This window comes from Yoonia sp., from assembly GCF_965660735.1.
Lineage (GTDB): Bacteria > Pseudomonadota > Alphaproteobacteria > Rhodobacterales > Rhodobacteraceae > Yoonia.
Window position 1 is genome coordinate 79,192 of sequence record NZ_CBFIBD010000004.1, and the last position, 13,665, is coordinate 92,856.

At 58.8% G+C, this 13,665-nt stretch carries 13 protein-coding genes; 6 read left to right on the forward strand and 7 right to left on the reverse strand.

All coding sequences use genetic code 11. The features are described from left to right. Positions 1-33: 33 nt before the first annotated feature. The 7 genes from ACTG4B_RS03515 to ACTG4B_RS03545 are packed head-to-tail and all read right to left on the reverse strand — an operon-like array spanning position 34 to position 5,955. Positions 34-558, reverse strand: a complete 525-nt coding sequence (locus ACTG4B_RS03515) for an NADPH-dependent FMN reductase (protein ID WP_439154301.1) — start codon at positions 556-558, stop codon at positions 34-36. A gap of 16 nt (positions 559-574) precedes the next feature. After that, positions 575-1,888 carry a TRAP transporter large permease gene (locus ACTG4B_RS03520; RefSeq protein WP_439154302.1) on the reverse strand — a complete coding sequence of 438 codons (1,314 nt, stop codon included), beginning with the start codon at positions 1,886-1,888 and terminating at the stop codon, positions 575-577. After that, positions 1,885-2,448, reverse strand: a complete 564-nt coding sequence (locus tag ACTG4B_RS03525) for a TRAP transporter small permease (protein WP_439154303.1) — start codon at positions 2,446-2,448, stop codon at positions 1,885-1,887. The genes ACTG4B_RS03520 and ACTG4B_RS03525 overlap by 4 nt, the downstream gene beginning before the upstream one ends. Positions 2,449-2,460: 12 nt before the next feature. Continuing rightward, the gene (locus ACTG4B_RS03530) at positions 2,461-3,531 is read right to left on the reverse strand and encodes a C4-dicarboxylate TRAP transporter substrate-binding protein (RefSeq protein ID WP_439154304.1); all 1,071 of its coding nucleotides are present in this window, start codon (positions 3,529-3,531) and stop codon (positions 2,461-2,463) included. Between the two features lie 19 nt (positions 3,532-3,550). Beyond that, positions 3,551-3,955, reverse strand: coding sequence for a YciI family protein (locus ACTG4B_RS03535; protein ID WP_439154305.1), 405 nt, complete (start codon positions 3,953-3,955; stop codon positions 3,551-3,553). Positions 3,956-3,984: 29 nt separating this feature from the next. Then, positions 3,985-5,133, reverse strand: a complete 1,149-nt coding sequence (locus ACTG4B_RS03540) for a CaiB/BaiF CoA transferase family protein (RefSeq protein WP_439154306.1) — start codon at positions 5,131-5,133, stop codon at positions 3,985-3,987. Between the two features lie 9 nt (positions 5,134-5,142). Next, the gene (locus ACTG4B_RS03545; protein WP_439154307.1) at positions 5,143-5,955 is read right to left on the reverse strand and encodes a citryl-CoA lyase; all 813 of its coding nucleotides are present in this window, start codon (positions 5,953-5,955) and stop codon (positions 5,143-5,145) included. Positions 5,956-6,119: 164 nt separating this feature from the next. Here ACTG4B_RS03545 and ACTG4B_RS03550 point away from each other — a divergent pair, with 164 nt between their 5' ends. The 6 genes from ACTG4B_RS03550 (at position 6,120) to ACTG4B_RS03575 (ending at position 13,463) form a co-directional block, all read left to right on the forward strand. Beyond that, the gene (locus tag ACTG4B_RS03550) at positions 6,120-6,980 is read left to right on the forward strand and encodes an IclR family transcriptional regulator domain-containing protein (RefSeq protein ID WP_439154308.1); all 861 of its coding nucleotides are present in this window, start codon (positions 6,120-6,122) and stop codon (positions 6,978-6,980) included. Positions 6,981-7,009: 29 nt separating this feature from the next. Then, positions 7,010-8,521: an amidohydrolase family protein gene (locus ACTG4B_RS03555; protein ID WP_439154309.1), complete on the forward strand. Its 1,512-nt coding sequence runs from the start codon at positions 7,010-7,012 to the stop codon at positions 8,519-8,521. 82 nt (positions 8,522-8,603) lie between these two features. Continuing rightward, complete coding sequence (locus ACTG4B_RS03560) at positions 8,604-9,464, forward strand: hypothetical protein (RefSeq protein ID WP_439154310.1); 861 nt, start codon at positions 8,604-8,606, stop codon at positions 9,462-9,464. Next, positions 9,461-9,826: a hypothetical protein gene (locus ACTG4B_RS03565; RefSeq protein WP_439154311.1), complete on the forward strand. Its 366-nt coding sequence runs from the start codon at positions 9,461-9,463 to the stop codon at positions 9,824-9,826. Before ACTG4B_RS03560 ends, ACTG4B_RS03565 begins: the two co-directional genes overlap by 4 nt. A 564-nt stretch (positions 9,827-10,390) precedes the next feature. Next, complete coding sequence (locus ACTG4B_RS03570) at positions 10,391-11,161, forward strand: FecR family protein (RefSeq protein ID WP_439154312.1); 771 nt, start codon at positions 10,391-10,393, stop codon at positions 11,159-11,161. Positions 11,162-11,297: 136 nt separating this feature from the next. Next, positions 11,298-13,463, forward strand: coding sequence for a CHASE2 domain-containing protein (locus ACTG4B_RS03575; RefSeq protein ID WP_439154313.1), 2,166 nt, complete (start codon positions 11,298-11,300; stop codon positions 13,461-13,463). The last annotated feature ends 202 nt before the right edge of the window (positions 13,464-13,665 follow it).

Sequence of the window (13,665 nt, forward strand, 5' to 3'; positions counted from 1 at the left end):
GCCCGGATCGGCCCGGTTGCAATGGACAATGCGTCACAGCCTGCCAATGAACCCGCGCAGATTGTCCATGGTAAAATCAACAATCAACGGATCGTCCAGCTTGCCATCGGCGACCTTGGCATTGGCCATGGGCACGACGATTTCCTTGCACACATGGGTTTCGGCCAGCATCCCGTTCAAAATGTATTTCAGATGCGCCTGTGCACGAACGCCGCCCAGCGCCCCTGCTGATACCGAAATGACGAAACACTTCTTACCCTTGAACACGGATTCAAACGCCGGCCTTGATGCCCAGTCGATCGCGTTTTTCAGAACGCCGGGGATGCTGTAGTTGTATTCCGGCGTGATGAACACGACGCCATCCGCCGCTTGCAGTTCCGCAACCCAGCGGGTCACCGCAGGATCATCGGACAGATCGGCATTGTAGTGCGGCAAAGTGCCTATTTCGGCGATGCTGCATGCCGCATTGCCTGCGATCCGGTCGATCAACGCGCGCGCCGTTGCGGCCGAGGCAGAGCCCGCGCGCAGGCTGCCGGAAACGAAAAGTATCTTCTTCATGGGTCACCTAAAATTTTCAGAGACGCGCCAGCCAGGTGGCAATGGACGGAAAGGCGATGATCAATGCCAGTGCGGCCACCATCGCCAAGACAAACGGCAAGGCACCGCGAAAGATTTCCCCGATTTGCAGATCGGGATCGTCCATCGCCGATTTTATCGTGTAGACAGACAGCCCGAAAGGCGGGGTCAGCAGGCCGATTTCAACCGCCACCACGGTCAGCACCCCGAACCAGATCAGGTCGAACCCGGCGGCATTCGCCACAGGCAGGGCAATCGGCAACATGATCAGCATGATCGAAATGGAATCGATCAGACAGCCCAGCGCGATGATCAGCAAAAGATACATCACAAGAAACCCGTAGGGCCCGATGGACCCCGACAGAAAGAATTCGGCCAATTCGCGCGGCACACCGGACAGTGCCAGCATCCGGCTGAAAAAAGTCGCCGCCATGATCAGGATCAGCACCGATACGGTGATCTGCCCGGTTTCCACCAACAGGTTCCACAGCCTGCGACGCCCCAGTGACCGCCGCAGTATCGCGATCACAAGCGCACCAAAGGCACCGGCCGCACCGGCCTCTGTCGGGTTGAAAAAGCCGCCATAAAGCCCGCCCAGCACCAACATCATCAACGCCACGATGGGCACTGCCTTGCGGATGATCTCCATCACGGGCAGATCATCGTAGGTCTCCGTGTCGGTCACCTCGGTAAAGACGAAATCGCGCGATGTCTTGGCCAGCAGGATGATGGTGCCGGAAAACAGGACCGCAAGCAGCAACCCCGGACCGATTCCCGCCAGAAACATCCGGCCAACAGATTCCTCTGCCAGCACGGCGTAGATGATCATCAACAGCGACGGCGGGATCATCATGCCAAGCACCGAAGAACCGGCAACAACACCTGTCGCGAATTTCTTGGTGTATCCATGCCGCGTCATTTCGGGCACGGCCACGCGGCTGAACACTGTCGCCGAAGCGATGGAAATGCCGGTGATCGACGCGAAAACCGCATTGGCAAAGACGGTCGCGATCCCCAGTCCCGCGGTCACCCGCTTCAGTAATCGTTCGAATACGTCGAACGTGTCCTTACCGACCCCCGACACTGTCACCAGCAGCCCCATCAGCACAAACAGCGGCACGACCGCGAACAGATATTCACGCAGCGCATCATTGGCGACCGCACCGATCATGCGCGTGGCGACTACTTCGTTGCGCATCAGGCCAACACCAGCGAAGGACACCAGCAACATCCCGATGCCAATCGGCATGCCGATATAGATCAGCAGGATCAGCGCGCCGATGGCATAGGTTCCGATTTCAACAGGGCTCATGTGTGTTCAACCTTTGGCGGGCGCAGATTGACAACCGCCCGCACCAGAAATTCGATTGCGGCTACCGTGACCCCCAACAGGATCAGCGCGCGGAATGGCCATGTTTCCAGCGTAGCAATGCCTGTCACGCCGATGAATTCGCCCGACGCCCAGTCACTTTCCAGAACGCCAAGCGTTGACCAGCCGATCAATCCCAACATGGCAGCACCAACCAGATCAAACAGCGCGGCGAGCACGCCACCCACCCGTGGGAAACGCCGTTGCAAGGGGGGCAGAAAAATCTCGGTCCGGGCCAGTCTGTCGGCCCGCACGGTCGCGGCCAGTTGCAGATAGACAATCATGACAACCACCAGCGCACCCAGTTCAGAAACCAACGGCAAGGATGCGCCAAAACCGTTACGGAACACGATATCGGCGCAGATGATCAGCATCAGCACACCGATCAGCGCGGTGCCCAGCACGGCAAGTCCTTCGACGATCCGCGACCAGACGACAGCCAGCAAAGGGCGTGGGTGCCCGCCGTCGGGGCGGGCACCATTGGTTTTGTTTTCAGGTTCCAAGGGACTTGACCGTTACTTGTCCCAGTCGCGGGCGGGTGTTTCGCCAGCGGCCCGAAGGGCATCCATGTATTCCGCCAGAAATTCGGTCCCGGGCGCGCCTTGGGCATCCACGGATGCGGCCCATTCCCCCGCCAGATCGGGCAGCATATCGACCCAGGCCTGCCGTTCGCCCGCAGGCATCGGCACGATGGTCACGGGTGGATCCTGATCAGCGCCGTTTTCAACCATCAGGTTCAGCATCAGTTCGTGCCGGTCCACCATATCCTGACCGTGGGACACGGTATAATACTTGCCCGCCTCGATCATGGCGTTCTGCACGTCTTCGGGCAGGGTTTCCCACGTGTCGTTGTTGATGGCGATCGCCCCGGAAAAGGCAGCGCCCGCATCGAAACGGTTGATGTAGGGGGCGACCTCGTACAGTTTGATCGGCATTGCGCCCAGTGCAAGTGTCAGGGCGCCGTCAGACACGCCGGTCTGCACATCGGTGTAGAACGTCGTCAGCGCCCCATCCACCGCATTGGCCCCGGTACCGCGCAGCCAGCTGCCCAGAACGCCGGGGGCCGACAGTTTCATGCCATCGATGTCGGCGATGCCCGTCAGCGGTTCCTTGGTATAGATGTCATAAAGGTCAGTCGCGGTCAGGCCCAGCACCTTGAGGTTGTGATCCTCCCATTCCGCGCGGAACGCGTCATTGGTTTCCAGCAATTCCTCCATCACCTCCAACAGAACCGGGGGGTTGGCGGTGGCAAACGGGGTGTTGGTCGAGACCTGGCTGAGCGGCAATTGTGCCGGTTCAAGGAACGAAAACACCCACCCGACATCTGTGATGCCCTGCTCGACCGAGCTCAGCGTTGCGTTCGCTTTGTAGAGAGTGCCGCCGAATGCCTCGTTCCATTCGATTTCGTATTCGCCGGATTCGGCCAGAATTTCATCGGTCCGCGCCATGAAATGGGTCTGGATCATGCCGACCCATGGCACCACCGTGGGGTGGCTGGATGCCACCGTCAGATAGACCGTTTCCTGTGCAAACAGTGCCGCGGGAAAGGCCGCAGCCGCCGTCAGGGTTCCTAGTAGCGTTTTCATCGTATTCCTCCCTCGATTTTCAGTTGATTGCGAATGTCTGCGTTGAATAGTCGAGCCGGACAGTCAGCGACCCTTCATTGATCATCCACGGACGCACCGTGAAGCTGCGTGCGCCCGCCTTGTGCATCGGATCCCGCTCTGCAATCGCAATGGCGTCTGCGCGCGATGCGGCGCGCACGACCACCATGCCTTCGCCGTTCCAATGTTCTTCGTCATCAGACCAAAGCGGGCCTGCGGCAAACATGATCCCGTCCTTCTCCAGGCCCATCTGGAACGCCAGATGGTCATCCAGATTGGCAAAGACCGGGCCAAGCCCGTCGGTGGGCGTCGTAAAGATCACATAAAGCTGCTTTTGCAGCATCGCACCGCTGGCTTCGCGCACGGCTGCAGCGGGTACTGATTTCGGATTGTCCTGACCGCTCATGCGTGTTCCTCCCTTATTGTCATTCCGGCTTAACCGGCCTTGCGCGTCTTACGCAGTTCGGCACGGATTTCATCGCCATGTTCATCCAGCGTCGGCGGTGCCAGCACACCGAATTCTGGCGCATCGTCAAAACTGTAGGGCGGGCGGACTGTCGTGAATTCACCCATTTCAGGATGCTGAGACGTAACGGCAATCCGCAGATGTTGTGCTTGCGGATCTTCCAACGCCTCGTCTGCGTCATAGGCCGGCGAATGCGGCACCTCGGCGGCCTCCAGCTTGGCGCACCATGCATCGCGGGTGTCGGTCTTGAAAATCGGCGTGAAGATTTCGATCATGTCATCCTGATGCTTGATCCTCTCCATCCGTTCGGCAAAACGCGGATCGTCTTTCAGGGCGCCCTGTTCGGTTGCCGCAAGGAAGCCTTCCCAGAATTTCGCGGGCGAAGACATGTGAATGGCAACCCATTTTCCGTCACTGCATTCGAAGGTGTAACTTTGCGAGACAACCGGGCGCGACAGTGGCCCCATGACTTCATCAGCGGAATAATAGTGGGTAAAGCTGTCCAGGTTGAAATGCGCCATCGCCTCCAACATGGAAATATCAAGCCTGCGACCCTTACCTGTGCTGGTGCGTTCCAAAAGCGCGGCCATGATCCCCATCGCGGCATATTGACCAGTCACCGCATCGGCAATCGCAGGGCCGATCACGCGCGGATTGGCGGGCGGCGTCAACAGGCGCAGATAGCCGCTGGCGGCCTGTGCTACGGTGTCATAAGCGGGCCGGTCACGGTAGGGGCCGGTCTTGCCGAACCCAGAAATGGCGCAATAGATCAGCGACGGGTTCACCTTGCGCAGATCGTCTTCGCCCGCGCCCAGTTTTTCAGCCACGCCGGGACGGAAATTCTGGATGAACACATCGGCACTCGCGACCAACTCGTGCAGAACGGCCAGATCCTCTGGGTTCTTGGTATCCAGCGCGATGGACCGTTTGTTGCGGTTATAAGTCTGATAATGCGGGGAATAGAGCCCGCCCTTGAAAGCCCGGAACGGATCGCCCGTGCCGGGGCGTTCCACCTTGATCACATCGGCACCAAGGTCGGCCAGATGCATGCCAGCCGCCGGACCGGTGATGTAGGTGCCCAGTTCGATGACGCGAATATCTTTCAGAATTTTGACCATGTCCCTGCCCTACGCTGATTTTTTGGCGGAAGAACCGGATGGCTCACCGTCATAGGTGATCGCCTGATCGGCGTGATGCGACATGATGAACCCGACCGACCGCAGCGATTCTTCGTACAGATGCGCCGCCAACCCTGCCGTGCGCGCCAAAAGCGGCACCGCCTTCAGCGCCTCCAACGGCCACCCGGCATCCAGAATGACAGCCGGAATAGCGCCCGATACGTTTATCGGCAGCGGGCGGTTGATAATGCCCGGCGCATGTTTTGCCAGCACGCGCAGCGTTTCCATGTAACGTCCGGAAATACCCAAATCGTCAGCAATCGCCATCAGCTTATCGGCGCGCGGGTCGCCGCCGCTGTGCTGGGGATGCCCCAGCCCGGGCACCTTCTTGCGTTGCGCCTTTAACTCTTGCAGGCGGGCGATCGCGGCAGTTTCCAGATCGCTGCCATCGGCATCGGCCTTTGCCATCACGTCAGCCAGAAAGCGCCCCGATACTTCGGTACTGCCCGCCACGACACTGCCCATGCCCAGCAGTCCTGCGGCCATGGCGCCCTGCCATGCATCCGGTCCCGCCGCCAAGGTCATGCGCGCCGCCTGAACACTTGGCACCAGACCGTGTTCAGCAATGGAAACAAGGCAGGCATCCAGCATCTTGCGTTGGGCCGGCGTTGGCTTTTCGCCGATCACCAGCAGCCAGAAATAATCGCTGAAATCAATCTGGCCAATCAGGTCGTCGCACAAATCATGCCCACGCACCGTGATGGAATCAGCGTCTGACGTGGCAATCGCTGTATATGCCTGATCCTGCTTACCAATTCGCATATCGTGTCCTTTTTTCGCATTCCGAAATTCTTTTCTCTTGCCGAAATATTTGCAGCGAATTATGCTTTCGTCAAGCGTGAATGTGCGACGCCTGTTATTCGGCATGCGCATGAAACGCGAAAAACGGGAGTTACGTATGCCAACGAAGATGACACAGGTGCGGCGTGCTTGAGCGCGGCGAGGAACCTGGCAAGGCGGGCCAGATGCAGGCGGGCAAGCAGCGCGCAAGCGATGCGGAAAAGCCTGCCGAATTCGTCGAAGCCTTGGCAAAAGGCCTTGCAATTCTTGAATGTTTCGACGCGACCAGCCCCGAAATGACCCTGAGCGAGATCGCCCGTAAAGTGGCGCTTAGCCCCGCCGCCGCAAGGCGCAGCCTGATCACGCTCAAGACGCTGGGATACATCGGACAGAACGAAAAACGCTTTCACCTGCGACCCAAGATCATGACGCTGGGATCGACCTTCTATTATGCCGCGCGAATCGATGAGGTCTTGCAGCCGTTCCTGCGTGATCTGGTCGCGAAATTCGGTGATGCATCATCTGTCGGCACGCTGGATGGCAAAGATGTCATCTATATCGCGCATAGTTCCGTGCAGCGCGCCCGCCGCGCCGCTGCGGTGGTCGGCGCACGTTATCCCGCCTATGCAACATCGCTTGGCCGGGTCCTTTTGGCGGGTTTGCCTGCAGCCGAGCTTGATGTCTACTTCGACGGCCTGGTGATTGAACCGCTGACAGCCAAGACAATTACCGACCCTGTCGCCCTGCGCGCAGAAATCGACGCCGTGCGCGATGCACACTATTCCACGACGGTCGATCAGCTGGATTACGGCATAACCGCACTGGCCGTGCCCATCCGCGCCGTTGATGGCCGCACAATCGCCGCGCTGAACACCTCTGGCTATACCGGCATGATCGACCCCGAATACCTGATCACCGAACGACTGCCAGAAATGCGGGCCACGGCATCCAGCATTACCCAGGCCCTGACACGCTATCCCGCGCTGGCATCGGTCATCGGACAATAAACAGACTACCCCGGAGGAGGAATAACGAAATGTGTAGACTTTGCGATCCGCAAAAACCCCAGCTGCCCTGCCCGACGCGGCGCGATTTTCTTAAGGCGAGTGCCGTTGCCGGGGTTGCCGGCACAGGCGGGCTGACCCTTGCGGGCGGTGCGCACGCCCAGCAAGCTGCCGCCGCGACATTGCCCGAAGGTTTGGGCACCCCCGGCCGGCGCGTGCTGATCAAAGGCGGTGCAGTCATGTCCATGGATGACGCCGTCGGAAACTTTGCCGTCGGTGATGTGCTGATCGAAGGCAAACAGATCGTGCAAGTGGGGGCCAGCATCGATGCCCCCGATGCAGTCGTGATCGATGCCGCCGGCAAGATCGTGATGCCTGGTTTTGTCGACACCCACCACCACCAGTTCGAAACCGCGCTGCGCAGCCAGCTGGCCAATGGCATTCTTGTCAATGATGGCCGCCCGGAAAATGCGTCAAACTACTACGAGACAATCCTTCAGGGTTTCTCGATGGTCTATCGCCCAGAGGACGTCTATATCAACGAGCTGTTTGGCGGTATCGCGCAGCTTGATGCAGGCGTAACCACCGTCATGGATGTCAGCCAGATCCACCACTCACCTGAACATTCTGATGCGGCGATCGAAGGCCTCCGCGACGCCGGGCGTCGCGGGGTCTTCGGCTATTTCGAAGGCTGGGGCGAACGGGCAAAATACCCCACTGATGCCGCGCGCATCAAGGAACAGTATTTCAGCTCGGACGACCAGTTGACCACGATGGTCATGGGCGGAGAGATCTATCTGCCCGGCTACGAAGACGCCTGGAAGATCGGGCGCGAGCTGGATCTTCCCATCGCCCTGCATGTGGTCGGAACATTCGGCATGCAGCCTACATTTGACGAACTCGGTGCGGCCGGCATGTTCGGAGAGGATAATATCTTTATCCATATGACCGGCATGTCGGATGACGGATGGAAATATGCGCGGGATGCAGGGGCGCACCTGTCCTTGTCCGTGCCGATTGAAATGCAGATGCGCCACGGCACACCGCCCATTCAAAAAGCGCTCGACATGGGCTTTTCCACCTCGCTGTCTACTGATGTGGAATGTACGATGACGGCGGATTTCTTTACCCAGATGCGCAGCATGATGACGCTGCAACGCATGTTCGCCAACGAAAAAGCGCTGGCAGGTCAGGACTACCCTGATCTGATGAACAGCATGCAAGCCATTCGCCATGCCACGATGGGCGGGGCGGAAGGGCTGAAGCTGGATCGCAAGATCGGTTCGCTGACCCCCGGCAAAGAGGCGGACATCATCCTGCTGGATGCACAGGCCATCAACGTCACCCCTTTGAACAACGTGCCCGGCGCCGTCGTGACCCTGATGGAACGCACCAATGTCGATACCGTCATGGTCGCAGGCGAGGTAAAGAAATGGAAAGGCCAGTTGCTTGGTTTTGACATCGACCGACTGCGCACCGAACTGGAAAGCAGCCGCGATTACCTGTTCCAAGCCGCGGGCATCGAACGCGATCTGTTCGCCTGAAACACGTGCCCTGCGTCATTGATGCAGGGCACCACACCTGACCCGGCCCACGGGGCCATTTGACCAGACAAGGAGTGAGACTTTGGCTCAGTTAGTTGCTACCCTGGCCTCGACCCATCATCCATTCTACCTCAAGGCCACGACAATGCCGCCAGAGCAGCAGATGCCGCAGGCGCCCGAGTGGAAGCGCAAGATCGAGGCATACCGCGAAACGCTGGAACGCACCAAGCCGGACATTCTGGTGATGATCGGGTCCGACCATTTCCACCAGATATTTCTGGACAACTGCCCGCAGTTCCTGATCGGCAAAGCACCGCGCTATGACGCGACGTTCTATAACGAGGAACGCGAATTCGGTATCCCGAAATATGTGCTGGAAGGCGACGAGGATATGTCGGGCTTCATGCATCAGCATCTGATGGATCAGGATTTCGATTTCGCCTTTTCCAACGAATTGAAGATCGACCATTCGATCATCTGCCCGATCATCACCGTCCGCCCCGATGCGGACCTGCCGGTGGTGCCGATCTATACCAACATCTTTGCGCCGCCCCTGCCCAGCCCGCGCCGGTTCTACAACCTTGGCCGCGCGATCCGAAAAGCGATTGACGCCTATCCGTCGGACAAACGCGTCGCGGCCATCGGCACCGGCCACCTGTCATTGGAACTGGGCGGGCCACGCCAGTTCATGGAAACCGGGCCGGACCCGGAATTTGACCGCCAGGCCATCGAATGGCTGCGCACCGGCGATATCGACGCGATTCTGGCAAATGTCGATCACGAAAGCATGGCGCAAAGCGGCAACGCCACCCACGGTTTCCTGAACTTCATCCTGATGCTGGGTGTCGCGGGGCCGGAAGGCGCCGATTACGTCGACAACCTGGATCTGTTCCACACGATGGAAGCCTATTTCACATGGTATCCAAAGGAGGCCGCAGCATGAGCAAGTATTACGTCAACAAATTCCTGTTCACGACCGACCGCGACCCCGAATACCTGAAACGGTATACAGAAGACCCACGTACCTTTGTGGCCACCTGGGAACAATCCATCGGGCCACGATTGAACGATGCCGAAATGTCCACCGTCAACTTCTTTACACCTCAAGAACGCGAGGCGCTCATCAATCACGACTACGTCGCCCTGTTCGAGATGGGCGCGCATTTCTTCCTGAATCTGACGATCTTCATTGGGATCTATGACGAACCCTATATGGAAAAATCCGGCCCTCTGGCATTCCAAAAGGAATTCGCGGCCAAGTTGCAGCATTGGAAAGACAAGGACTACCCGTCTGTCGCGACATGACCCCCTGCCCCGTAACTGGCACCACGCGGTCACGGGGTATACTCCAGGTAGGGTGTTTGATGTGATTGTTGCAGGGATTTTCGCCCGAAACAAACCCCTTTCGGCCCGTGATCAAGACCACCCAGTCACACTTAAGGTTGCCAGGGCCACTGATCCCGCGTTGCCCGCAACCACCTAAAATTGCATTGTCCATCAAACTCTGCAGCCCCCAATTGCAATACGGCAATATTATGGCCTAATTTTGGAATTTACTTGACCTTAGGTCACCATCGGCGACACTGAAATGGGGTAGAATTGATATTTTTCATATGATTTTCCGGCTTTTTTTTGCTGGGTGCAGCGTGTTTTGCACAGCGATCAGGAACCTCAGCCATTGGAGGTGCTATGATGTTCCAAGGATTATTTTCATTATGGTTTTCAGCTTTGCTCTTTCTGGCAGTGCCGCAAATAACGATGGCACAGCAAATAGCGACTGTTGTTCAAGTCACTGGAAGTGCCCAAAATTATATTGATGGGCGGCGTTTCATCATTCACAGTGGTGCGCGTATCGTACAGGGTTCGACCGTGACAACCGCAGCCGCGGCCACGGTCGAGATGACATTTGATGACGGCACGAACATGGTCGTCGGACCCAATTCGTCGTTAGAAGTGACCGAGATCTTGATGATCTCGGGCAATCGTGCCGGACGGTTCGCCGTGAATGCCCTGGCGGGCAGTTTTCGCTTTATTTCAGGCAATAGTGACAAGGAAGCCTATGAAATATCGACCCCGACCGCGACGATGGGCGTGCGGGGAACCGAATTTGATCTGGCTGTCACGCGTTCCGCGACTGCGCTCGCTCTTTTTGACGGAGAAGTCCGGATATGCCGCGACAGTAGAAATTGCGCCCTTGTCCGGGGTTCCTGCGCGGTGGCCACAACCCGGGGTTTGCGCGGCATCCGTGGCGTATCCGGACAGGACGCGGCCCAGCTATTGAAGAATGCCTTTCCGTTGATCCCCGGTCAGGATCGGCTGGCCAGCCCTTTCCGGGTGCGGACGCGCAGCTGTGATCGCTATGTCGAGGTGCCCAAAGAGCGCGGCCCCGAACCGCCTGCCCCCGAAATGCCCCAGCCACCTACGCCACAGCCACCTGCGCCTGAACCGCCCGCACCCAAGCCCGCGCCCGACGAACCGGGTTTTCCCGGCAACAGCGGGGATATTGGGCCAAGCCAAGGCAAGGGCGGTGGACAGAGCCGCGGACAGGACGGAACCGGCACCGGAAACGGTCAGGGAGCAGTCAACGGCAAACGCGGCGGCAATGGCAATGGAAACGGAAATGGGCGGCGCTCTGACTAGGTTCGGCCTTGGCAGGGCGCACGGCATGGTGCCAAACCGGTGCTTTTGCACGGCTTTCACCTTCACAATGTCACCGGTCAGTGCGGCACAACGTTTGCCGTTTTCAAAATCCCCGATCAGGGGGGATAAGTAACCGATGCAAAAATCGATCCTGCTATTCGGTCTTTTTCTTGTGCTGGCTCTTGTGACATTCCGATCATTCGACCCGGTGCCCGTGCGATCCCTCCGCCTGGCGTATTTCGATTACTTGCAGGTTGTTTCACCGCGGGAATACCGGGACATGCCCGTGCGCGTCGTCGATATCGATGAAGCCTCTCTGGCGGCGTATGGTCAATGGCCGTGGTCGCGTGATCTTTTGGCGGACCTCGTGGATAAACTCTCGGCCAATGGCGCTGCAGTCATTGCGTTCGACGTTCTGTTCGCGGAACAGGACCGCCTGTCGCCTGCGTCATTGGCACAAAATAAGGGCTTTGAACGGCTGTTGCGAGACGACGTCTCGCCGGAGGACTTGCAGACTCTGGATACGGACCGGACCTTTGCCCAAGCCATGTCACGGACGGCGACGGTTTTGGGTGTCGCGGCTTCCCCGGTCGAGGGCGTCGATGCGGGTCGCTTTGTGAATGCGGGATTGGTCGAGATCGGAAATCGGCCGGCCGCAGCCCTTCACGCCTTTCGCAATTCCACGCCGCTGGTTTCTGGCCTTGCTGCAGCGGCGGTCGGCATCGGCCACATCAATGTCAGCCCCACACGGCAGGAAGGCAAAGTCCGGCATGTTCCCCTGCTTTGGCGCACCGAGAGCGGGCCGGTCGCCGCGCTGAGCCTCGAGGCATTGCGTATCGCGCTGGGGCAGTCAACGTTCCTGCTGCGCGGGCTTGGCGATCTGGAGGCCGCGACGGGAAGCGTCCAACTGGGCGGATATGTCATCCCGACCACCGCCAACGGCGAGATCTGGGTCCGTTACCGGCAGGATGATCCGCGCTTGTACCTGTCTGCTGCGGATGTTTTGGACGGTGGCGACCCTGATCGTCTGAACACCGCTTTGGCGGGGCAAATCGTATTGATCGGCACTTCGGCAGCCGGGCTTTTGGACATCCGGACAACCGCGCTTGGCGAAACCGTTCCCGGGGTATCGATCCATGCGCAGATCATCGAACAGATACTTCAGGAAACCTATCTCAAGCGCGATGACTTCATCGCCGGCCTGGAACTGCTCGCCGTGGTCTTTCTGGGGCTGGTCGTGACACTGGTCATGGCCCGCGCCGGGCCTTCGGTGTCGCTGCTTTCCGGTGGGTTTGCCGCTGCTTTGGTGGTCGGGGCCAGTTGGTGGAGTTTCCAGACCCAATCGGTGTTGCTGGACGCAACCTACCCGCTGTTTGGCGGGGCGCTGAATTTCGGGCTCTTGACCGCATGGCGGTTCGTCGTGACCGACCGCGAACGCCGCATGATACGCCGGTCATTTTCGCAGTATCTTGCGCCCTCTGTCCTGTCCCAGATCGAAGGTCAGGGATATCGCATTGAACTGGGCGGTGAAATCCGGAACCTGACGGTCATGTTCTCGGACATTCGCAATTTCACGCCGCTGACCGAACATACGCCACCCGACAGACTGGTGCCGCTTTTGCACGAATTGTTCACCGGTCTGTCACAGGAAATCCTGGATCAGCAGGGGACGATCGACAAATTCATCGGCGACAGTGTCATGGCCTTCTGGAACGCGCCTTTGCCCGTGGAAGGGCACGAACGCCGCGCCGCCTTGGCAGCACTTGGGATGCGGGATGCATTGCAGCGGTTTCTTGATCGTCGCAAGGATATCACGGTGCCCATCGAGATCGGGATCGGTGTTCACGCGGGCGACGCCTGCGTCGGCAATATCGGGTCTGATCAGCGTTTCAATTACTCGGCCATCGGCGAGGCGGTGAATATCGCATCGCGGGTCGAATCCAGTTGCAAGACCGTTGGGTTTGACATCCTCGCAACTCATGAGATCGCCACGGCTGCGCCAGACCTGGCCTGGCTGCCCGCGGGTGCGGTTGCGATGAAGGGGGTTGGAAAACGCATGCCCCTTTTCCTGCTTGTCGGCGACGCCGCCTTAGCCAGAGACCCGCGTTTTCTTGCACACCAAGCCGAACATGTAACCCTGCTGACAAACATGGCGGATGGGAAGGCCGACAAGCAGCGACTTGAAAAATGCCGGGCCATGTCCGTGGATATTTGTGTCCGGCTTGGTCGGTTCTACGACAAGTTGCCAGACCGCACAGGGGAGATCCGCATCAGGACAAAGGTCCAGGACGCGCCCGCATAATGCACCGCGAGAACTTCTAGACCCGTTAGCTATGTTCGTTTGCACTGACGGTGCAAAGAACCGTCCCCAGGGACGGTGTGTGGCGTGCGCCCTGTCGTGCGGTCGCCAAATTTCGGCAAGGGGGTGACCGGACACAACGCTGGATAACCGCCTTGCGAAATTATCGGCTCTTGGCCTGCCCGACCCTTTGTCGAGCTTGGCG

Coding starts and splice junctions, on each gene's coding strand:
- ACTG4B_RS03520 (WP_439154302.1), bottom strand. CDS start 1,888: ATGAGCCCTGTTGAAATCGGAACCTATGCCATCGGCGCGCTGATCCTG.
- ACTG4B_RS03575 (WP_439154313.1), top strand. CDS start 11,298: ATGCAAAAATCGATCCTGCTATTCGGTCTTTTTCTTGTGCTGGCTCTT.
- ACTG4B_RS03535 (WP_439154305.1), bottom strand. CDS start 3,955: ATGAGCGGTCAGGACAATCCGAAATCAGTACCCGCTGCAGCCGTGCGC.
- ACTG4B_RS03540 (WP_439154306.1), bottom strand. CDS start 5,133: ATGGTCAAAATTCTGAAAGATATTCGCGTCATCGAACTGGGCACCTAC.
- ACTG4B_RS03545 (WP_439154307.1), bottom strand. CDS start 5,955: ATGCGAATTGGTAAGCAGGATCAGGCATATACAGCGATTGCCACGTCA.
- ACTG4B_RS03565 (WP_439154311.1), top strand. CDS start 9,461: ATGAGCAAGTATTACGTCAACAAATTCCTGTTCACGACCGACCGCGAC.
- ACTG4B_RS03555 (WP_439154309.1), top strand. CDS start 7,010: ATGTGTAGACTTTGCGATCCGCAAAAACCCCAGCTGCCCTGCCCGACG.
- ACTG4B_RS03530 (WP_439154304.1), bottom strand. CDS start 3,531: ATGAAAACGCTACTAGGAACCCTGACGGCGGCTGCGGCCTTTCCCGCG.
- ACTG4B_RS03515 (WP_439154301.1), bottom strand. CDS start 558: ATGAAGAAGATACTTTTCGTTTCCGGCAGCCTGCGCGCGGGCTCTGCC.